The organism is Shewanella sp. GutDb-MelDb (assembly GCF_002836075.1).
Taxonomy (GTDB): domain Bacteria; phylum Pseudomonadota; class Gammaproteobacteria; order Enterobacterales; family Shewanellaceae; genus Shewanella.
The window spans coordinates 1-21,011 of record NZ_PJBM01000130.1 but is presented as its reverse complement, the minus strand read 5'-3'; the positions used below and the strand labels follow the sequence as shown (position 1 = coordinate 21,011).

Below are 21,011 nucleotides of genomic sequence, written 5' to 3'. Positions count from 1 at the left end.
TACTTAAGTTATTTACTTGAGCTATTCGCCCAGCGTGACGCTGTACAGCCCCTGTAGAGTGTGCCGTGAATGTGCCGCGAATTTGTAGTGAGAGAGTATGAAAACTGAAGATATTGCCTTGTTTCATCGTATCGTAGAAACAGGCAGTTTAGTGGATGCGGCAGATCTGTTGAACCTGCCTAAATCGACCGTGAGTCGCCGCTTGCAGAGCTTAGAAGAGGATCTGCATGTGAAATTGTTTCATCGTCAGAGTCGCTCTATGACATTAACGGCGTCGGGGAGTCATTTCTACGATAAGACCTTATCTATTCTTGGCGAACTTGAGCAGACAATGGTGGAGCTGACTGATACGGAAGCCGAGATTGGAGGCCACTTACGCATTCTTATGTTCCCAGTGCCTGAGTTGCTCGATATTGCCAGTGGTATCTTCGAATTTATGGATCATAACCCTGAGCTTACCGTTGAGCTGATTGTGAGTACTGAACCGCAGGATATGATCCGTAATAATATCGATCTCGCTTTCATGATTGAAGACGCCTTTAACGAAAGTGAGATGGTGGCTCGGGAAGTGCTCACCGAAGAATTACATTTCGTCGCCAGTCCCGACTATTTGGCAAAGGCAGGCACACCCTTGCTTCCCGAAGATCTAGAGAAGCATAACTCCATTCTTTTCCGTTACCCTAACGGCCGAATTTTTAATGAAGTTCCCTTCGGCAATGATATGAAAATAGCCGTCAAAGGCAACCTGTGCCTAAATAGCCTTCAACTCTGTTTAGAAGCGAGCTTAGCCGGCCGTGGGATCGCCTTCCTCCCGATAGAAGTGACGCGTGATTATGTCGAACGTGGTGAACTCACCATGTTGTTTGAAGATGTAGCGCCCTATATAGGTAAGTGCTACTTGGTATATCCCTCAAGACGTTTTATTAGCTTAGCCAGTCAGCGATTTATCGATCATATGATGGCGGCACTCAAGCGTTGTAATTCAGGTAAGGGTTGTGGCAGGGAAGAGAGATTACGCGGTGCTATCAAGTCCTGGATTTAAGACCGTTTGAAGATGTAGAGTACATGATATAGGCAAGTGCTATCGGGTATATCCCTCAAGACGTTTTATTAGCTTAGCCAGTCAGCGATTTATCGATCATATGATGGCGGCACTCGAGCGTTGTAATTCAGGTAAGGGCTGCGGCAGGGAAGAGAGATTACGCGGCGCTATCTAACCCACGCGCATACTTAACCAGGGGTTTCAGTCAGGCGTGACTATCAGCCCCAATGGTGCCAGTAATTGCTCCTGTTGCCATTGATTAATGATCACGCCCTCAAGCCCAACGTTGCGCGGATCTAAACCGTCGAGTTCAATTCGGGTGAGGTTACACCCTTTAAGCTCAAAGGTGCCCCATTGCTCTGGGGAGAACTCGCCGCCACTTAAGTCGCTGCCTTTCATCGACGCGCCAGTGAGGTTAGCCCCGCGCCAGCGATTATCAAATAGCTCACACTCTTCCAGCAATGCACTGTTTAAGTCGGCATAAGCCAAGTTACAAGCGGTGATATAGGCAGAGCAAAAATAGCTTTTAGGGGTAATGTAATTGGCAAAGCTAGCCCGACTAAAGTCGCTCCCCTGCAAGTTACACTCGCGCATCTCAATACCGTAACAGCGGGCACCCTTAAACAGGGTCATGCTCAAATTACAGTGTTTAAAGCTGGCGCTGGTTAACGTCGCGTAGCTAAAATCACAGCCCTCATCTTCGCCTTGTCGTACAAATTTACAATGGCTAAAACGCGCATCGGTTAGGTCGGCATGGTTAAAGCGGCAGTGGTGGAATTCACAATGCTCAAAATGGGCATCTTGCAGATCTTGGTCGCTAAAATCTTCATCGCTAAAAATCTGTTTTGATGCCAGCATCGGGTGTCCTTTAGTGTGCTATTGGAGCGAGTTCAGGTTCTGAAATTCGACGTGCCAGAATATAGCAAGCCAGTCCCATCAACGCATTGGTGATCGGTAGCGCGAGCAGCAAGCCCTTTACGCCGCCCAGATAAGAGCCCAGAGCTGCCAATGGCAGCATGATTAAAAACAAACGGCAGATATTTAATACCAGTGAACTCATGGGTCTATGGTAGGCATTGAGCGTGGTCGCCACCAAGATAACAACGCCGAGAGGGCCGTAAGCGGCAGGTAATACCAAAATATAAAAACTCAACCACTCAATCACTTGTGGGTCGCTACTGAACAATTGTGCTAAAGGCTCGGCTAAAAAGAATAGCGGCAGATAAAGTAGGGTTTGAAACAACAATACAAACTTGAGTGAAAGCAGCAATGCATCACGGGCACGAGCGGTTTGCCCTGCGCCTAAGTTCTGCGCCACAAATGGCACCAGGCTTGACGACAACGCCATGACCACAATCAACATCACCGACTCTAATCGAGTGCCCGCGCCAAAGGCGGCGACGGCGCTATGGTCGATACGTGCCAGCATCGCCATGATAATGGCATTTGTGACTGGGTTTAATAGGTTCATTAAGGTTGCAGGCTGGGCAATATGCGCCAGTTGCTTCCAATTACACTTAAGTCTGGCGAGATTAAACTCAGCAAACTCGACTAAGTGACGCTTAAAAATCAGTAGATGAGTCGATAACGACAGCGCCACTATCCAAGAGACCACCGTGGCAATGGCAGCGCCTTGAATTTCTAAGCGTGGGAAAGGCCCAATACCGAAAATAAGCAGCGGATCCAGAATCAGGTTTATCAGCGCCGCCAACATCATTATTTTAGCCGGCGAGTGGGTATCCCCCGTCGCGCGTAGGCCTTGGTTACCCACCATCAACAACACCAATAATGGCGCACCGAGATACCAGGTAAACATATAGTCATGGATCAGCGGTAAGCTGTTTTGGTTAGCGCCGAGCAAGCTAAATAACGGACTAATACACAAGCTGCCAAGCAGCGAGATAACCGCGGTTACCAAGAAGGTTAACAATAGCGCGTCATGCAAAAAAATCTTGGCTTTATCGGCGTGGCCACTGCCTATAAGGCGGCCTAAGTTGGTGGAAACTCCTGCGCCAATGCCAATAGCGATACTGGCGATGATTAAGGTTACAGGAAAAGTAAAGCTGATTGCCGCTAGGGATTCGGTGCCTAACTGGCTGATAAAAAAAGTGTCAATGAGGCTGAACCCGAGAATGGTTAGAATACCAATCAGGTTTGGGAGGCTCATATTTAGCAGTACACGACCAATTGGCTGTGTTAGCAGCCCGTGTCTGTCTTTCATAGGGAAGTGTTGCCTAGTCTATGCTTGGACGGCGAATTCTATCAGGATTGCCGCAATATTTATAAAACAGAGTTAAAATAAACAGATTTATTTTATAAATGGGGCTTGGAACTGTCGACCTTTACCCCCATATCTCGAACATCAAGCGAGATTTTTGTTTTCACAGAGGTGAAAACAACCAATATCGTTACAATCTTTAATAGTCAGCAATAAGCGCTGGCGACCAAAATACTAGGAGCATCCATCGATGAATATTCGCCCATTACATGATCGTGTCATTGTTAAACGTTCAGAAGTTGAATCAAAGTCAGCTGGTGGCATCGTACTAACAGGTAGTGCTGCTGAGCAATCATCACGCGGTGAAGTTCTTGCTGTAGGTAATGGCCGCATTCTTGAAAATGGTTCAGTTCAGCCACTTGACGTAAAAGTGGGTGACATGGTTATCTTCAACGAAGGTTACGGCGTTAAGAAAGAAAAAATTGATGGTGAAGAAGTGCTGATCCTTTCAGAATCTGATCTAATGGCTGTTGTGAGTTAAACCACTTCGTTTAAACATTTTTCAATGCTGATGTGTTGCTCGAGCTTAGAGGACACATCGGTAATTTAAACAGAATTTAAAGGACAATTAAAAATGGCTGTTAAAGACGTATTATTTGGTAACGATGCACGCGTAAAAATGCTTGCAGGCGTTAACGTACTAGCAAACGCAGTAAAAGTAACTTTAGGCCCAAAAGGTCGTAACGTAGTACTAGACAAGAGCTTCGGTGCTCCACTTATCACTAAAGATGGTGTGTCAGTCGCTAAAGAGATCGAACTTGCTGACAAGTTCGAAAACATGGGCGCTCAAATGGTGAAAGAAGTTGCTTCTAAAGCCAATGACGCTGCGGGTGACGGTACTACTACTGCTACCGTGCTTGCTCAAGCTATCGTGACAGAAGGCCTAAAAGCCGTTGCTGCTGGCATGAACCCAATGGATCTTAAGCGCGGTATCGACAAAGCGGTTATCGCTGCAGTTGCTGAACTTAAGACACTGTCACAAGAGTGTTCAGAATCTAAAGCTATCGCACAAGTGGCGACTATCTCAGCTAACTCTGACGAATCAATTGGTGACATCATCGCAACAGCGATGGAGCGTGTTGGTAAAGAAGGCGTTATCACTGTTGAAGAAGGCCAAGCGTTAGAGAACGAATTAGATGTTGTTGAAGGTATGCAGTTTGACCGTGGTTACCTATCACCATACTTCATCAACAACCCAGAAATGGGCAGTATTGAACTAGAAACGCCATTCATCTTGTTGGTTGATAAGAAAATATCAAACATCCGTGAATTGCTTCCTATCCTTGAAGGTCTAGCTAAAACAGGTAAGCCACTGCTTATCGTTGCTGAAGACGTTGAAGGCGAAGCGCTAGCCACATTAGTGGTAAACAACATGCGCGGTATCGTTAAAGTCGCTGCTGTTAAAGCCCCAGGTTTTGGCGATCGTCGTAAAGCAATGCTACAAGATATCGCTATCCTAACTGGCGGTACTGTTATTGCTGAAGAGATTGGTCTAGAGCTTGAAAAAGCGACTCTAGAAGATTTGGGTACTGCAAAGCGCGTTATCATCACTAAAGATGACACCACTATCATTGATGGTAACGGTGAAGAAGTTCAAATTAAAGCACGCGTTGCACAAATCAAAATCCAAGCTGAAGAATCAACTTCAGACTACGATAAAGAAAAACTTCAAGAGCGTATGGCTAAACTTGCAGGCGGCGTAGCCGTAATCAAGGTTGGCGCAGCCACTGAAGTTGAAATGAAAGAGAAGAAAGCACGTGTAGAAGATGCACTACACGCAACTCGCGCAGCCGTTGAAGAAGGTGTTGTTGCTGGTGGTGGTGTTGCACTTGTACGTGTAGCAAGCAAAATTGGTGAAGTTGAAGTGCTTAACGAAGACCAGAAGCACGGTGTGATTATCGCACTACGCGCTATGGAAGCACCGCTTCGTCAAATCGCGACTAACGCGGGTGAAGAAGGTTCAGTTGTTGCTAACAACGTGAAGATCGGCACTGGTAACTATGGTTACAACGCGGGTAACGACACTTACGGCGACATGCTAGAGATGGGTATCCTTGACCCAACTAAAGTGACCCGTTGTGCACTACAGTTCGCTGCATCTATTGCAGGCCTAATGATCACTACTGAAGCTATGGTGTGTGATGCGCCACAAGAATCAGCTGGTGCACCTGATATGGGTGGTATGGGCGGTATGGGTGGAATGGGCGGCATGATGTAATTTTACTGGTCTAAATTGATTCTTACTGCGTTGCCATTCGCTCGCGTAAGAAAGACTACGCGTCGCTCAAGGCGCCTTGTTATAATCAATTTATCCTACGTAAAATACGTTGTCGGTCTATAGCTCAAAAGCTAAAGCCAAATAAAGAAAACCGATACTTAAAAGTATCGGTTTTTTTATGTCTGCAGATTAGTTTAAAGCTGTGGCGCTTCGCCCATTCTGTTGTAAAGAGCAGAGCCAAGGGGTAAAGCGCTTGTCCCCGCTCCATTGCATTTGCTAAGAGTTCATAAGAGTCAATCCCTCAGCACCCCGGCGAAATTTCTGAGAAGCGAAAATTTCCAACGGGGAAGATTGGACTCTGTGAGTGGCGAGGTTTGGAATTGGGTTAATCGATTTTAGAGAAAAAGGGAAAAACATAGGTTTACTCTGACCCAAACTTTTAAAAGGTTACCCTCTTATCATCCCTGATGAGCTTAAGATGCTGAGACTATAATTGGCTTAGTGTTTGCCTTGAGCAAATGCGTTTATTTTAACAAGTTTATCCAGCATAGACTTGTCATGAGTAAATAAACGCAATAATATTGCGCGCAATTGAATTGTTCGAAATATATATTCAATCCGACTGCAGTAAAGGATCACAGGCTGTTCAATGAATGCCTGTAGTAAAACAGATTTTAAATCTGGCTCATCTTTTAAGCTTTAACAATAAGGAACACCATGAAAGCAGAATTAATTAATGGCCAACGTGCGATGATTTTGTTCATTACACTGATTTGCAGTACAGCGAGCACTGCCGCGACAACGCCTGAATCTGAACCTGCCGTTGTAAATGTTGATGAAACAAGTTTTAGCTGCATACGCGACATGACGCCAGTGCGCCACTTTTACGTAGATAATCTGTTGGGAGACATTAACGGGACTCTGGCCGCCGCTAATTCACCTGAGGGAGCGATATATCCGACAGGATCTGTGGTGCAACTGGTACCAACCGAAGTTATGGTCAAGCGTGAGCCTGGCACTTTTCCGGCAACCAGTGACTGGGAGTTTTTTGAGTTAGAAGTTGATGAAAGTGGTTCTAAAATTGCAAAGCGTGGTTTTGTTGATGTAGTGAATCGCTTCGATGGCAACTGCTTCACTTGTCATGTGCCCGCTAAAGAGAAGTGGGACTTTATTTGTGAGTCGGGACACGGTTGTGAACCGATCCCAATCGACCATAAAATGACTGGTGCATTGCAGCGCTCAGATCCGCGTTGCGGCGAAACTGCACTGGAGTCTGGTGATACCATGGCACTTATAAAGCTTAAGGTTATGCTCAGTATTGGCCTGACCAAGAAGTGGCTAGAAGATCTGTTTTAAGCTAATCAAAATAGGGCGGGTCAGAGTAAACTTTCCTTCAGTATCTCGTTAAAAGGACTGGATCAGACTCTCTCCGCGCTATTTATTGCAGAACCTACTTATTTAATGTCCCAGTTTAGGGGAATGGACCATTCTTATTCGATGCCATATTAATCGCCATATTGACTGATTTTCAGTGAATATATTATCTTTTGAGATGACGCTTTGGGTAATGCATTGATTTATAGCTCTTATATTTCTGGCATAACTTTTGCTGTTAACGATGTGTTAAATAAAAATTGTTAACTTTTAAGGTACGCCAAGGGGATAGGAATGAGCGAAGCTGCAATAATCAGAACAATAGCGGTAGATGGTAAAAGTCATAATTCAACGAATAGGCACTGGCTTGGTCATAGTGCGAAATTATGGTTTGCAGTGACTGTCATGGGGCAATGGATTTTTGCTGCCTATGTGGCCATTTTTTATGGTGGGGCAACCTTTTCCGGAGATCTTGCAGAGTGGAATAAGGTGATGCCACACGGTTATATTGCAGGTGACACCATAGGTAACTTAGCGGTAGGAATGCATCTGTTTTTAGCCTTGGTGGTGCTCATTGGTGGGCCGTTACAGCTTATTCCCCAAATAAGATCTTATGCGCCTAAGTTTCATCGCGTTAACGGACGGGTCTATATTCTAACCGCTTTTATATTAAGTCTGGGTGGTTTATTTATGGTGTGGAGTCGCGGCGTTGCAGGCGGTGAGATTGGTAAGTACAGCATCAGTTTAAACGCCATTTTAATCATGGTATTTGCAGGGCTGGCGGTATATAACGCGATTAAGCGAGATATTAAAACCCATAGACGTTGGGCAATAAGGTTGTTTATCGTTATGGGAGGGGTATGGTTTTTTCGTATTGGACTGATGCTATGGTTAATGGTCCATCAGGCACCTGTAGGGTTTGATCCTAAGACATTCGAAGGGCCATTCTTAAGCTTTTTGGGCTTTGCTCAGTACCTGCTTCCGCTTGCTGTCGCTCAACTGTATTTTGCTGCATCAGACAGTAAAAATCCAAAGTATAAGATGGTGATGTCTTTAAGCTTAGTTGTACTCTCTCTTGGTATGGCCTGCGGTATTTTCGCTGCTTCAATGGGAATGTGGTTACCACGAATCTAATCGAAAAATGTTGGCAATGAGATGATTTTCACATCGACGAAATGGAGGCAGAGTCTGACTACCCCTTTATTTAATCTTTTGTGTAACTAATGGGTTTTCTGAAGTAATAAAAAACCGGCCTCAAACATTGGGTTAAGGCCGGTCATGATATTACTGTGTGTTACTGGTTTTCTCTATATATCGCCGTTATCGGTATAACGCGTATTCGCTTTTCAGCCCTTTAATCAGACTAACGCACATTAGTAACAGCACAAAGGTGAAGGGTAATGCAGTAGCAACGACGCCGGACTGTAATGCCTGCAGCGCTTCTTTACCGCCAACCCAAAGCATGACTGCTGCAATAGCGCCCTCTACAGTTGCCCAGAAGACGCGCTGAGGGATCGGTGCATCTATCTTGCCGCCAGCGGTAATGCTGTCGATCACCAGTGAACCTGAATCCGATGAGGTCACGAAGAAGATCAATATCAGCACAACCGAAAGAATCGAAATGGCAGAGCCGTATGGTAGAGCATCGTATACATGGAACAGAGAGAGTGAAATATCAGTCAAGCCATTAGCACCCAGCTCACCCACCTTATTGGCGACTTGATCGAGCGCAATACCGCCGAAGACAGCCATCCAAATGATGGTCATCGATGTTGGAATAAAAATCACGGCAAACAGGAATTCACGTACTGTGCGGCCTTTAGAGATTCGGGCAATAAACATACCGACAAAAGGTGACCATGAAATCCACCATGCCCAGTAGAATACGGTCCAACCATGCATCCATGTTGTGTCTTCCCGACCATGCGGATTGCTCAGGCCAATGACATTGTTCACATAGGCCATTAATGTGTCTGGAATCGACGCCATTACAATATCAAAGCTGACGTAAGTAACGAATATCAGCAAGGCTAATGCAAATAGCATATTGATATTACTCAGCACTTTAACGCCGCCATCGATGCCACGAATAACAGAGCCAATAGCAATTAAAGTCACTAAGATAACGACTGCCAGTTGCATACCGATACCGCCATCAGTACCAAATACATGGTTGATACCACTGGTGGCTTGCATTGCCCCCAATCCCAGCGAAGTCGCCAAACCAAACAAGGTCGACAGTACTGCCATAACATCGACGACATGTCCTAGCCAGCCCCAGGCTCTGTCACCAAAGATCGGGTAGAACACAGAACGAAGCGACAGCGGCAATCCCTTGTTATAGGTGAAAAATGCCAGCGCGAGCGCGACAATCGCATAGATTGACCAGCCGTGAATACCCCAATGGAAGATAGTTGCCCCCATGGCCAATGTTTTAGCTTCAGGGGTTAATGGTTCTACATTAAATGGCGTGCCCCACCAGTCAGTAAAGTAAGCGGTAGGTTCAGCAACACCCCAGAACAACAGTCCGATACCCATACCTGCGGCAAACAGCATCGCCAGCCATGAAACTCTGGAGTGCTCTGACTTGGCCTCTTTGCCGCCAATACGGATTTTACCGAGCGGCGACAGCATTAGTGCCAAAGAGAAAAGGACGAAAAAGTTGGTTGACCACATGAAGAGAACATCAAAGTTTTCAATGATGCTGCTTTTCAGGGTATTTAGCATTTCTTTTGAAGTGCTTGGATCAACGATGAGGAGTGTGGAAAGGAAGATAAGAATAAGGCCTGCGCTGATCCCGAATACGCGGTTATGTATATCGAAACCCCATTTTTGGACGTTGTCCTGACCAACCTGATAGTCCGTTGTTTCAATACTGTATTTATTTAATGTGTTATCCGAATTGATGCTCAAATGTTTTGCTCTTGTAATACTTTTAATCGAAAAGTAAAAACGAAATGGTCTTTAAAAATAAAGTAATTAGACCACGAAATAAAATAACGCGGGGGATAATAACAACTCCAGTACTAAATCTCAAATACCACCTGATTAATGGCGTTTTTATTGCTATTCCAATAGTCGGCGAACATGTATATATAGTTCGTGTTCTAAGTATTTGTCTGATGGGAACCGTTAGGGATTGAGGGCTTTATCTCTATCCCATAGATAATGGAATGGAACTTAACGTTGGATGACGTAGCTTAGATTATCCAAGTGTGCGATAAGCTAGACATACAATATCAATAGGCTATTAATAGGCGGATTCGGCTGCTTCTGAATGGTCATTCGCAAGCGCTTGTCGTTGCTCTAGTCACTCTTTTATGTCTTCTTTTAGCTTATGAACAAACGGGGTTTGATTCCGCTCCTTTAAATGCTAATTACACCACTGTCTTTCACTGAGGGTGCCATCATTGTTGCCGTCCATTTTAATGTTGGGGCAATATTGGTGATAAAACTTTGCTTGCTGACAAATGACTTGGTCTTTTAAGCCATCGATTACAGTGGCTGGGGATAAATATTTTCGTGAGAATGTGTAGATGGCGAGTTTAAATAATGAAATAGCATTACAATGGTTAAACAAGACAAGATTGGACTCAATAGTCACTTGAACACATAAGCTTGTTAATATTTAGGGCGATAAGAGAGAACTCATGGCCCTTTTTTTGAGATACACATTAGTGAGGGTTTAGCGTGTCTAAACAAGATTATTACAGCGTGCTAGGTGTTTCAAAGGCCTCCTCAAATCAAGAGATAAAAAAAGCCTATAAAAAGCTAGCGATGAAGTACCATCCCGATAAAAATCCTGATGATTCTGTGTCAGAAACAAATTTTAAAAATGCTAAAGAAGCCTATGAAGTACTGACTGATGCTGACAAGCGCCAGAAATATGATGATTTTGGTCATGATGCGTATGTAAACAATGGCCAGGATGGACAACGTTATAGCCAAGGCGGGTTTAACGATATGTTTGGTGCCGGGTTTAGTCAGCGAGAACGTGGCTTTGGTGGTCACAGCTTTGATGCAAATGATTTTGAAAGTATGTTTTCTCAATCAAGAGGGCGAAGCCGAACTCAAAAAGGGCAAGATAAAGAGTTTGTGTTCACTGTAGACTTTGTTGATGCAGTGCAAGGTGCTGAAAAAGTCGTTGAACTACCGGTTAATGGCGAAAATAAAAAAATAAAAGTTAAGATCCCTGCGGGTATTAAAGACGGTGAGAAAATACGCTTCACCGGCAAGGGGAGTGCAGGAATACATGGTGGAGCTGCTGGTGATCTATTTCTAACGATCGCCACCCGCGCTCATGCTTTTCTTGAACGTGAAGAGAACGATCTTATTTACACCAAGGCTGTCGATATGGTGACGGTGGCACTGGGTGGCGAGATTGAAGTCAACGTATTGGATAAGCGCTTTAAGCTTAAAGTGCCCGCTGGGACTCAACATGGTCGAAAGTTCAAGATAAAGGGTAAAGGTGTTACGGATCGTAAAGGAGAAACCGGTGATTTGTTTGTGCAAATTAAGGTGGAAATTCCGCAGGATCTCACTGAAGAACAACGTTCATTACTGGAACAGTTCAACGCTTTAAGAGAAAGTTAATACGCTTTAAGCAGTGTTGCAGAGCAAGCCTGCAGCACTGGCCTCAACTTTAATCTCTATATGTACTCAGTGTACGTTTATCGTGAGCCTAGCTTATTTTGGTGCAAAATGAGCTAGGCAGACAATTTCTATAGGTTACTTAGAGGCCGCTTCGGCTTCCTCTTTCTGTGCTTTCAGCAGGGTGGTTATCTGTGCACTGAGCATCATCATTCTATTATCGATCTCTTTGCGTTTCTCATCAGCGCCCGCTGATTTATCACCCGCAAGTGCTTGTCGCTCCTGTTGTAACTCTTTTATCTCTTCTTTAAGTTTATCGATTTTTTTCTCTATATCGGTACGCGTATCTAGTTCTTCACTTTTTTGTTCTTGCGCTTTTGTGGTGGCAGAGTTTTTGTTCATGGCCATGCCAAGTTCAGTCGACAGCTTTTTTTGCGCTGCATCTGAAATAGACACTGTATCTGATCCAGCAACTGGGGAGGTCGATATTGCTTGTGGAGCGATATCAGATCTTACCTTGATCTCTGCTTGTTTCATGTTTTGAGTGACCGAAGATGCTGATCCTATACCTAAGCCGGAAACGTTCATTGCTATTCCTTGCATAATAATACCAGTTGCATTAAGTATTTCGTCAATTCAGAAGCGCTCACGCTTTTCGTTTCAAAGCGCATTGACGAGAGAATGGTTATTCCCTTGTGAGCCAATGCAATGCGGAAGTGGAATGCGTGAGTGCTTCACGTCGGGTGGGTTTCAAAGCGCTGTATGCTGCGTCGAAAACACTCGAGATAGAATCACTATTAGCTTCATGTTTCCGGCTTGCCTTCAGCGCTTTGAATTCCAACTGAATGAACAGGTACTTAATGCAATTGGTATAAGATAATTGTTTATCGGCTTTTTGGGTAAAGGCTTTAGTACTAATTAATGGGCGAATTGCAGCGTAAAGAGTTTGGCTACTCAATACTTGCAGCGGGTTAACCTATAGTTTTTGCTTAATGCTGATGAAAATAAATCTGTAACTTCGAATGAAAGAGGGGGGAAGCAGGATGACATGGCTCATCCTGCTTACTTGTTTGCGGGCAATGAAAGTTTATTCGCTGGCTAAGGACTTAAAGATTTGTCCATCTTTCATCACGAAAGTCACGTTTTCCATTAAGCTGATATTCTTTAGCGGATCCCCCTCTACGGCGATGATATCTGCTAAAAATCCTACTTTTATTTGTCCCAAGTTGTTTTGTTTAAGCAAAGCGGCACTGTTAATCGTTGCTGCTTGTAAAGCTTGGGCTGGGGTCATACCAAATTTAACCATACGTGAGAACTGATTGCCGTTATCACCATGAGGGTAGATAGCAGCATCTGAGCCAAACACCATATTTGCACCTGCTTTGACCGCTTTTCTAAAGCTGTCACGCTGCGCTTGTGATACCAGCTTTTCTTTGTTGATGTTCTCTTCTGGCACACCGTTGGCGGCGCCAAAGGCGAGGGTATATTCAGTATTGTAGATATCACAAGATAGGTAAGTACCCGCTTCTATCGCCATGTCGATCGCTTCATCATCCATAAAGCTGCAATGCTCGACGCTGTCGATACCAGCTCTGATTGATGCCTTAATGCCACTGGTTCCGTGGGCGTGGGCTGCAATGACGAGTCCACGCATATGGGCTTCATCAACGGCAGACTTTATCTCTTCGTAGGTTAACTGTTGAACTCCCACCTTGGTTCCTTTAGAAAAGACTCCGCCAGTGGCACATACTTTAATGGCATTGGCGCCGTACTTTATATTTTCTCGGACTTTAGCGCGTACAGCCCAAGGTCCGTCGGCGACCCCTTGTGCCTTGGCCTTCTTTTCTGGAGATGAGAAGTTATCGTCACAATGTCCGCCGGTAATACTAATAGCATGGCCTACAGCCCAAATTCTCGGTCCAGGAATTTCACCAGCGTTGATGCCGTCGCGGGTAGCGATCACTGCGTAGCCTGAAGCGCCTAGGTCTCGCACTGTCGTAAAGCCTGCCATTAGGGTTTTTTCGGCATTCTTTACCGCTTTAACGGTTTGACGTGGAATGGAATAATTCTGGGCTGCTAGAAAGTTATCCTCTGCATCACCCGATAGGTGCACATGCATATCCATGACGCCTGGGAGTAGGGTTTTTCCACTTAGGTCGACGAGTTTATAATCATTATTAGTCGGGATTTTTGATTGTTTGGTGACTTGGCTTATCTGGTTGTCGCTAATCACTATAGCAACGTCTTTAATGGTTTTACCTGCTGCAACATCGACGTAAGCATCTGCTATTAACAGCGTATCTTGTGCGAGAGTCGGCAAGCTCAGGGTCATTGCTATTGCCGCTGCTAAGGATAACTGCAAAGAGGATTTTAATTTTTGTTTGGTTAAGGTCATGAACTCTTTATTCTTATTTACCATCTTTGTGGCCTTCCCTTTATTGTTTTTAGCTGGAATGAGCTTGAAAACTATCATACGATAAATGTTAACCTTGTGTTAACACTAGTTGCGGTTGATTTGAAAAAAGGGGGAGAGCAATCAATTTTTCTAAGCTTGATTGATTTAGCTCAGTAGCTTCCATAGGTCAAAATGAAAACCAGCCTAAGGGGTTGGCCAACTCGATTATGAGGTTGAGATAACTCAGTCTGTCGCTAGCGTTTTTAATATACGTTTCAGTTTTGTTTATTACAATTGATTGCTTTGTCATGTATTTCAACAGTTAAAAGAGAGAATAGTTAGCATGGATACACAAAATTCACACTCGACTCGGCGTAAGCCTTTGGTTTTTATTGGGGTCATTGCATCAATCGTGGTAGTGGTTTGGTTGTTGTTGATGGTAATGCCAAAAGGTTTTAAAACCACCCACGAACAAATAGGTACAGGCTTACCTGCATTGGTGTTTGTCTATGATCCTAACCTGACACTGAGTCATAGCCAGACCACACAAATGAATGAGGCTCGTATGCATCTGGGCGATAATGCGTTGTTTCTTCTCGCCAGTATTGGCACGCCAGAGGGCGATCAATTTATCGCAAAATATCGAGCGGGTTCAGCTGAACTATTCCTTTTTGATCCTGCTGGAAAGCTAGTTAAAAGGCAGTTTGCTGTGAAAAATGCTAATGATCTCATACTGTGGCTACAGGGCTGATAATGGAAGCCTGAGTAAGATTTACTCAGGCTCATCTTTATCACGATAGCCAAACGTTACCATCTGCTGGCTAAACCCGCGTAATGAAAGAGGGTGCTGAGTAAGCTTTATCCCACGGTATTGCACAGCTTGCCGCTTTTCTCTCAACAATAACCAATGTATCCACAATAGATTAATCTCTTAGCTAAATAATAGTTATTGAAGTATTAAATAGTGCTTGGAAAGTTAAGTGGCTATGTTTAATAAAAAACCGAAGAGTGATTACTCTTCGGTCAATTTAAGGTCTCTAACTGTGTTTATAGCACTGCTTTCAATTAAAGGCTTGGCACATCCACTTTAAGTGTGGCTAAGTGGTTAGAGAGGTTGGCAGGGACCGTATTGTCTTGGCGTCCACCTAAATGCAAGGCAAAAAATTGTTCCATTGCGACAATATAAGCAAGCTTATTATCTCTTTTTTGAAAACCATGGCCTTCATCTTTTGCCAAGATGTACTCAACAGGCAAGCCTCTTTTGTTCATTGCTTTAGCAATATTATCGGACTCAACTTGAGTGACTCGAGGATCATTTGCTCCCTGAACCAACATCAATGGCGCCTTAATGTTATCGACAAAGTTTATGGGTGAACGAGACTGCATATCTTTACGATCCATCTCGATTTCTGGGTCGCCTACCGCACTATAAAATTGCCCAAGATAGGGACGGAAATGTGGCGGGAATGACTCCATTAATGTGATTAAGCTTGAGGGGCCAACGTAAGAGATAACAGCTTTATAGAGATCGGGTGTGAATGTGGCACCTGCTAGCGCAGCGTAGCCACCGTATGAAGCGCCCATGATCCCTAAACGTTGTTTGTCAGCAATCCCTTGGTCGATGAGATAGTTAGCACCGTCAGTAAGATCATCTTGCATGCTGCCAGTGCCCCAGTTTTTATTGCCAAGATTGAGAAAACGTTTACCAAACCCTGTAGATGCTCGGAAATTCGGCTGTAATACAGCATAACCTCGGTTAGCCAATAGTTGAGCAATTGGATTAAAGTAACCTGAACTCAAGGTCCAATAATCTCGTGCCCATGGACCACCATGGGGCAAGATAATCGTTGGAAGGTTTTTGTTTTGCCCTTTTGGGAGAGTCAAATAGGCTTGTATTTTTACACCGTCTCTTGCTACGTAGAAAATGGACTGACGTTTTGCTAATAGCGCGGGATCGATCGCTGGTTGCTGCTTGAGCAATAGACTGATTTTTCCAGTATTTGCATTGTAGCGATAGTCATTACCCATATCGATATCACTGGCGACATGCAGCTGCCATAAACCAGACTCTTCATTGCGTTCTGCTATGGTTATTTCTACATCCTGTGCAAAATATGCGTTAATATTTTCCCAATGTTGAGCAAATGATTGGCTTAATGGATAGGTGCGCAGGCGGCCGCCGTAGTAGCTAACCGCAATCGGTTTGCCACTGTCGTCAAACAAGACGTCTTCGACGTCAGATTCATTTTCTGGATCGGTATGCAGCGTCGTCAATTTCCCAGTGGCTATGTCTAAACTGAGCAACTCTTGTTTGTCTCGTCCCTGTATATTGGCGCGAATATAGGCGACGTTGCTATCTTCATCAAACTGCAGTAAATCAATATCTTCACCAAACTCAGTCGTTATTAACACTTTCCATTGGGTATCGACCTTGGCATACAGACTAGTGGTGTTATCTGGATTGCTGCTGACACCTAAAACAGGGATCCCCTGTTTGTTGGTCTGTATATTATTGAAACCATACGTGTTTGAAAAAACATTACTTATTGAACCGTTTGTTACATCTAAACGGTAAACATCAAGTTGTTGAGGATTATCCTGGTTTGATAGCAGCACTAAGTTGTTGGGGGTTTCTTTGGGCTGCTCAATAATCTGATATGTGACTTCATTATTGTGAGTCAGCGCGGTTGTGGTTGCTTTGGGGGTATCGTGAGTTAAATCGAGTGTTAGCATGTAGATTTGGGTATTTTCGTTACCGCCATTATCACTTAAAAAGAATATGCTATTTCCTGAAGTTGACCACCTAAACTCATTGATTGGCTCTTTGGAATCAGTAATTGCAACGGCCTCTTCAAGTTTGGCGCCTGCTGGTAGCAAGTAAATATTTTTGACTCCTTGATACTCCTTTAGAAACGCCATCCATTGACCATCGTTAGAGGTGTTGAGGTGAGTGATGTTCTGCTCACTAAAGAAGGATTCAAGCGGAATGAGTGGACTTTGCTGTTGCACTGTTTCTACAGACGACACTTTAGGTGTTTGGGAGCACCCAGTGACAAATAAGCTGCAAGCGAGTGCAGTAGCTAAAAGACTGGGTAAGACTTTATTGGTGATCATATTTTTATCCTTTACGACAACGCTATGGCTGACAGCAATGCTAATCTTTCATTATCCTGAATGCTAATTAGCCTATTACATAAAATAATTATTGTAAAACGATAATTAAATATTATTTTGCAATCAAATGTTGTTGTCTTATATAATTGGCAGGTCATTTAAGTTGAGGTCTACAAAAGGTTATGAATTCCAATATGCAGAAGCTGATGCAGATCAGTGGTTTTTTTAGAATCGCAGTTATTTTTGGTGCCGTGTCTATATTGATTTACCTTGGCTATGGCTATTTTATTCAAGGAGATATTCGCTTTTCAACTAGTATGCTGTTTACCGAGTTATGGTGGGATGAGCGGGCGAGTAGACAGGTGTTATTAGCGATTCAGGCGCCGCTATTTATCATGTTTTTAGTTGGGGTGTATTGGCTGCAAAAATTGCTAGGTTTTTATCATCAAGGTCATTTTTTTGGACACAATGCCATGCGCTGTTATTTGTGGTTGATATGGATAAAGCTGGCTGATTTTGCACTTGAAATCGTTCAACATCTGCTGACGGGTTATTACCATAAATCTTTCTTCGATAAAACTCACATCGAGTTACCGTTAGATTTTGGCAATATTACGACAATCTTACTGATGTTGATTATTGTCTATTTGCTTAAAGCCGCTAGAGAAATCGAAGCTGAAAACAAAGAGTTTATTTAAGCCATGGAAATTATAGTTAATTTAGATGTAATGATGGCGGTACGAAAGGTGAGTTCTAAAGAGCTCGCTAAAGCGATAGGTATCACTGAAGCCAATCTCTCTCTACTAAAAAGAGGCAAGGTCAAAGGGGTTAGGTTTGAAACATTGGCGAGCATCTGTAATTATCTGAAGTGCCAGCCTGGTGATATTTTAGAGTTTCGTACGGTTCCAGAGTAGTTCTGTTTTGTCGAAGCTATTGAGATAATAGGGCTCTCTTTTTAGAGGAAGAGAGCCCAGAGTCAACTTTGTTCTATGTCATCGCAGAGCATGCCATTTTTCCCCAAGCAACAACTCACATATCTGTATTGGAATAACCCCTAAGCTAAAAAAGTAATGGTTGAAAATAGCGGTAGTGGTAGAATGCGCTCGGCAAGTCGATTGACTGCCTGAAAGGTCGTTATGCGGTTCGAATGAAACCAAAGTAAAAGTAGCAAAAGTAAGGGGGAAAAGTGCAAGCTGGCCTTACCTAATCTCTTTTGCAAACAGCATTGCGTCCGCCTTATGCCCATAATTCTTCATTATTGATTCGAGTACTTATGAAACGGATTTTACTGCTAACCTTATTTGCCTTTTCCAATGTGGCTGTCGCTGTTGAACCTCTGTTTGAAACTCCTGAGAACATGGAACCGACCTGGGTCGATAACATTTTGTCCGTTTTTGGTGCCGACGGTGAGTTCGATGACAGCAAACCCATTGATATGAGTTATCTACCAACCGCGTATTACACACCCGAGAAGAAGTTTGGTGTTGGTCTGTTGATGGTCGGTTTGTATAAAACTGACGGTGCATCGAATGAAGAGCAACCGTCGTCGTTAGTATTAAATTCATTTGTTTCAATGAACAACTCTTACGGCGTTGAAGTTGAAAACATGACTTTTTTCAATGGTGGCAAACAGCGTTTATTACTCGGGCTAGAGCTACATAATGAAGCGTCAGTTTATTATGGCCAAGGTATTGATGACGGCAATGTCGACGCGAATCATCATGAATTTGAAGAGCAGTTATACAGTTTCAAACCTCGCTGGATGACAGAAGTCGCCGATAATTATTTTCTAGGGGTTGGGGCTGACTTCACTTATGCCAGTGCTGACAAATTAGAGTTAGTCGAAACTGGCGTACCAGTAGATGCAGACACTCTTTTACCGAGTAATTTTAGCTCGGGTATCGTCGTTACCAGTATCTATGATTCACGAGATTATCGCTTAAATGCGACTAAGGGTTGGTTGTTCCAAATCGATGCAGGTCTTTACCAGAACAGTGAATATTCGACGTTTTCAACCTATAACCTTGAGCTAGCAAACTACATTGATTTGAGTTCAACATCGCTACTTAGCTCTGCGCCAGGGCTGATTGCATGGCAAGTGCAAGGGCAGTTCACCGAGGGCGATGTACCTTGGAACATGTTGCCAGATTTAGGCGGTTCAAGTGCAATGCGTGGTTATATTAAAGGGCGCTACCGCGACAAGCAGATGATGATGGGCCAAGTTGAATATCGTTTACCGATTTTCCAGCGTTATGGCATGGTTTTTTGGGGCGGTGTGGGTAGCGTAGCATCAAAGGTGAGCGATCTTAACGAGGAGCTAATGACCTCTTATGGCACAGGCTTCCGCTTTAAAATCAAAGACAATATCAATTTGCGTCTTGATATTGGTGTCGGCGAGAACGAAACTAACTTCTACCTCAATGTGAACGAAGTCTTTTGATTTTGACTAGAGTAGTTTCATTGACGATGAACACGTGTTATTTGGGGCTAGCGTTAACGCTTGCCCTCGTTAATAACGTGTTCGCTAGTCAGTCAAAGATGGATCAACAAGTCCCTGTAAAAGAACAGTGTAACCGTAGTTCAGATTACGATATTTACCTCAGTGGTATTCATACTGGAACAATGGCCCGAACCGAGACTTGGTTGGGTAACACTGCGGTGGTAACCTCAAAAAGTGAAGCCAGTATTTTAGGCATTGGCACTCAATATCAACAGCGGGCTGAGTTGTCTTGGTCCAATAAAACTAATGAGTGGATAACCGACAAGTTTCATCAAAAAGTGACCGGGTTTAGGGCGAGAGACATGCAGGTTTCTTTTAGCCATAACGGCCGTCAATCTCGGGTCGATATTGATGGTGATATCACCAACTATACCTCTGCTCATCTCCCTTTGCGGGACGTGGACACTTTAGCGATTCAAATTCGTCAGTACTTGCTCCAAGGCCGCACACAATTTGCATTAATCAGACAAGCTTCAGATGCAATAGAGCCTTATCAACTTTATGTTGAGGACCCGCAAACCGTAAACATCGCACCTTGGGGCGAGTTAACCTTAATCCCGGTTAAGCAGTCTGGTGCCGAAGAGGTGACTTACTACTTTGCGCCAACGATGGATTATCAATTAATTAAAGCCCGTTATCACGGCATCATAATTGAAGGGCTTATCGAACTTAATCACTACAGTTCATCTTGCGAGTAGCTCCTCTGAGCCTGTCACTGTCGGGTCACAGCAAGCGTTTATTAAACCCCTCCCAATGCACCTTCGGGTTCTAGATATATAGGCCGAATAGGCCAGAATATTTCGTCAGTTACTTTTTGCTCCCCTATAAATCCTCTGCATTACATCAAACAAAACTCACATCCTAATAATTTATCCTAGAATACATATATTAGCCGTTGATAAAAACAAACTAATCTAATCAAATCAACAACAGGATGTGCATGGGTAACGTTGGACTATCACAAAGTAAATACTCTACACGGGTCATTCTTGTAGGATTTGCAATCATGGTTCTGTTGATGATGCTATTCGTTTTCATGGCGGTAGATGAAAACAAAGAGCTTGCTGAACTCAATCATAAAATGTACCAGCATCCCTTTTCTGTCAGTATCGCGGTATTAGAAGCCAATGGCGATATCCTTGCTATGCACCGTTATATGAAGGATGCGGTGTTAGCTAGAAACAAAGATGAATTAGACGCAGCCATCTCGCAAGTCGATCAACATGAACAAGAAGTGTATCGACATTTCGAATTAATCAAACAACGTTTTCTTGGGGATAAAGAACAGATTAATGTCGCCTATAAATCCTTTGTTGAATGGAAATCTATACGTGACGAAGTGCTTGCTTTGAAACGTAATAACCAACATCAACTCGCTGCAAGTATTACCACTGGGAAAGAAGCGCTGCATGTTAAAAAGCTGAACCGAAACATGACTTTCCTAATCGACTTTGCGCGTAATAAGGCACTTGAGTTCAAGGGAAGTAGTCAACGCTCTTA

18 protein-coding genes and 1 pseudogene are annotated in these 21,011 nt (G+C 43.7%); 13 read left to right on the top strand and 6 right to left on the bottom strand.

What is annotated here, in order from left to right:
* Positions 1-97: 97 nt before the first annotated feature.
* Positions 98-1,042 carry a LysR family transcriptional regulator gene (locus tag CXF82_RS04575; protein WP_101093474.1) on the top strand — a complete coding sequence of 315 codons (945 nt, stop codon included), beginning with the start codon at positions 98-100 and terminating at the stop codon, positions 1,040-1,042.
* A gap of 31 nt (positions 1,043-1,073) precedes the next feature.
* Positions 1,074-1,217, top strand: a pseudogene (locus CXF82_RS22750) (LysR family transcriptional regulator); the annotation flags it as partial.
* A gap of 26 nt (positions 1,218-1,243) precedes the next feature.
* Here the strand turns inward: CXF82_RS22750 and CXF82_RS04565 are convergent.
* Together CXF82_RS04565 and CXF82_RS04560 are read right to left on the bottom strand one after the other, a co-directional pair.
* Positions 1,244-1,900, bottom strand: coding sequence for a Qnr family pentapeptide repeat protein (locus CXF82_RS04565; protein WP_101093475.1), 657 nt, complete (start codon positions 1,898-1,900; stop codon positions 1,244-1,246).
* 10 nt (positions 1,901-1,910) lie between these two features.
* Positions 1,911-3,263 carry an MATE family efflux transporter gene (locus CXF82_RS04560; RefSeq protein ID WP_101093476.1) on the bottom strand — a complete coding sequence of 451 codons (1,353 nt, stop codon included), beginning with the start codon at positions 3,261-3,263 and terminating at the stop codon, positions 1,911-1,913.
* A gap of 247 nt (positions 3,264-3,510) precedes the next feature.
* Here CXF82_RS04560 and CXF82_RS04555 point away from each other — a divergent pair, with 247 nt between their 5' ends.
* From CXF82_RS04555 to CXF82_RS04540, 4 genes are all read left to right on the top strand, one after another.
* Positions 3,511-3,801, top strand: coding sequence for a co-chaperone GroES (locus tag CXF82_RS04555; protein WP_101093477.1), 291 nt, complete (start codon positions 3,511-3,513; stop codon positions 3,799-3,801).
* 93 nt (positions 3,802-3,894) lie between these two features.
* Entirely contained in the window at positions 3,895-5,538 is a 1,644-nt protein-coding gene (groL, locus tag CXF82_RS04550) for a chaperonin GroEL (RefSeq protein WP_101093478.1), read from the top strand.
* A gap of 717 nt (positions 5,539-6,255) precedes the next feature.
* Entirely contained in the window at positions 6,256-6,894 is a 639-nt protein-coding gene (locus CXF82_RS04545) for a hypothetical protein (RefSeq protein WP_102038853.1), read from the top strand.
* 312 nt (positions 6,895-7,206) lie between these two features.
* Positions 7,207-8,046 (top strand): DUF2306 domain-containing protein, encoded by an 840-nt coding sequence (locus CXF82_RS04540; protein WP_219621769.1) that lies wholly within the window; start codon positions 7,207-7,209, stop codon positions 8,044-8,046.
* Between the two features lie 186 nt (positions 8,047-8,232).
* Here the strand turns inward: CXF82_RS04540 and CXF82_RS04535 are convergent, their stop codons facing one another.
* Positions 8,233-9,825, bottom strand: coding sequence for a BCCT family transporter (locus tag CXF82_RS04535; RefSeq protein ID WP_101093483.1), 1,593 nt, complete (start codon positions 9,823-9,825; stop codon positions 8,233-8,235).
* Positions 9,826-10,602: 777 nt separating this feature from the next.
* Here CXF82_RS04535 and CXF82_RS04525 point away from each other — a divergent pair.
* The gene (locus tag CXF82_RS04525) at positions 10,603-11,505 is read left to right on the top strand and encodes a DnaJ C-terminal domain-containing protein (RefSeq protein WP_102038852.1); all 903 of its coding nucleotides are present in this window, start codon (positions 10,603-10,605) and stop codon (positions 11,503-11,505) included.
* A gap of 135 nt (positions 11,506-11,640) precedes the next feature.
* On the opposite strand, the gene CXF82_RS04520 is transcribed toward CXF82_RS04525, so the two are convergent.
* Together CXF82_RS04520 and CXF82_RS04515 are read right to left on the bottom strand one after the other, a co-directional pair.
* A complete protein-coding gene (locus CXF82_RS04520; RefSeq protein ID WP_102038851.1) occupies positions 11,641-12,090 on the bottom strand; it encodes a hypothetical protein in 450 nt (149 codons plus the stop codon).
* A 499-nt stretch (positions 12,091-12,589) separates the two neighbouring features.
* Positions 12,590-13,834, bottom strand: a complete 1,245-nt coding sequence (locus tag CXF82_RS04515; RefSeq protein ID WP_257982731.1) for a Xaa-Pro dipeptidase — start codon at positions 13,832-13,834, stop codon at positions 12,590-12,592.
* A gap of 406 nt (positions 13,835-14,240) precedes the next feature.
* Between CXF82_RS04515 and CXF82_RS04510 the strand changes: the two genes are divergently transcribed.
* On the top strand, positions 14,241-14,648 hold the full coding sequence (locus tag CXF82_RS04510; protein WP_102038850.1) for a hypothetical protein: 408 nt from the start codon (positions 14,241-14,243) through the stop codon (positions 14,646-14,648).
* A 314-nt stretch (positions 14,649-14,962) separates the two neighbouring features.
* Here CXF82_RS04510 and CXF82_RS04505 read toward each other — a convergent pair whose 3' ends face one another.
* Positions 14,963-17,011, bottom strand: coding sequence for a S9 family peptidase (locus tag CXF82_RS04505; RefSeq protein ID WP_102038849.1), 2,049 nt, complete (start codon positions 17,009-17,011; stop codon positions 14,963-14,965).
* Positions 17,012-17,205: 194 nt separating this feature from the next.
* Between CXF82_RS04505 and CXF82_RS04500 the strand changes: the two genes are divergently transcribed.
* The 5 genes from CXF82_RS04500 to CXF82_RS04480 all read left to right on the top strand — a co-directional run.
* A complete protein-coding gene (locus tag CXF82_RS04500; protein ID WP_232775167.1) occupies positions 17,206-17,709 on the top strand; it encodes a DUF2975 domain-containing protein in 504 nt (167 codons plus the stop codon).
* Positions 17,710-17,712: 3 nt separating this feature from the next.
* Positions 17,713-17,925 (top strand): helix-turn-helix domain-containing protein, encoded by a 213-nt coding sequence (locus CXF82_RS04495; protein WP_101093490.1) that lies wholly within the window; start codon positions 17,713-17,715, stop codon positions 17,923-17,925.
* Positions 17,926-18,284: 359 nt separating this feature from the next.
* Positions 18,285-19,451 (top strand): BamA/TamA family outer membrane protein, encoded by a 1,167-nt coding sequence (locus CXF82_RS04490; protein ID WP_101093491.1) that lies wholly within the window; start codon positions 18,285-18,287, stop codon positions 19,449-19,451.
* 26 nt (positions 19,452-19,477) lie between these two features.
* Positions 19,478-20,209 carry a hypothetical protein gene (locus CXF82_RS04485; protein ID WP_374702354.1) on the top strand — a complete coding sequence of 244 codons (732 nt, stop codon included), beginning with the start codon at positions 19,478-19,480 and terminating at the stop codon, positions 20,207-20,209.
* Between the two features lie 320 nt (positions 20,210-20,529).
* Positions 20,530-21,011, top strand: a 482-nt coding sequence (locus CXF82_RS04480; RefSeq protein ID WP_219621768.1) for an MCP four helix bundle domain-containing protein, incomplete at its 3' end; no start/stop codon positions are given.

Coding starts and splice junctions, on each gene's coding strand:
- CXF82_RS04510 (WP_102038850.1), top strand. CDS start 14,241: ATGGATACACAAAATTCACACTCGACTCGGCGTAAGCCTTTGGTTTTT.
- CXF82_RS04485 (WP_374702354.1), top strand. CDS start 19,478: ATGAACACGTGTTATTTGGGGCTAGCGTTAACGCTTGCCCTCGTTAAT.
- groL (WP_101093478.1), top strand. CDS start 3,895: ATGGCTGTTAAAGACGTATTATTTGGTAACGATGCACGCGTAAAAATG.
- CXF82_RS04575 (WP_101093474.1), top strand. CDS start 98: ATGAAAACTGAAGATATTGCCTTGTTTCATCGTATCGTAGAAACAGGC.
- CXF82_RS04555 (WP_101093477.1), top strand. CDS start 3,511: ATGAATATTCGCCCATTACATGATCGTGTCATTGTTAAACGTTCAGAA.
- CXF82_RS04515 (WP_257982731.1), bottom strand. CDS start 13,834: ATGACCCTGAGCTTGCCGACTCTCGCACAAGATACGCTGTTAATAGCA.
- CXF82_RS04540 (WP_219621769.1), top strand. CDS start 7,207: ATGAGCGAAGCTGCAATAATCAGAACAATAGCGGTAGATGGTAAAAGT.
- CXF82_RS04545 (WP_102038853.1), top strand. CDS start 6,256: ATGAAAGCAGAATTAATTAATGGCCAACGTGCGATGATTTTGTTCATT.
- CXF82_RS04520 (WP_102038851.1), bottom strand. CDS start 12,090: ATGAACGTTTCCGGCTTAGGTATAGGATCAGCATCTTCGGTCACTCAA.
- CXF82_RS04505 (WP_102038849.1), bottom strand. CDS start 17,011: ATGATCACCAATAAAGTCTTACCCAGTCTTTTAGCTACTGCACTCGCT.
- CXF82_RS04565 (WP_101093475.1), bottom strand. CDS start 1,900: ATGCTGGCATCAAAACAGATTTTTAGCGATGAAGATTTTAGCGACCAA.
- CXF82_RS04495 (WP_101093490.1), top strand. CDS start 17,713: ATGGAAATTATAGTTAATTTAGATGTAATGATGGCGGTACGAAAGGTG.
- CXF82_RS04500 (WP_232775167.1), top strand. CDS start 17,206: ATGCAGAAGCTGATGCAGATCAGTGGTTTTTTTAGAATCGCAGTTATT.
- CXF82_RS04490 (WP_101093491.1), top strand. CDS start 18,285: ATGAAACGGATTTTACTGCTAACCTTATTTGCCTTTTCCAATGTGGCT.
- CXF82_RS04560 (WP_101093476.1), bottom strand. CDS start 3,263: ATGAAAGACAGACACGGGCTGCTAACACAGCCAATTGGTCGTGTACTG.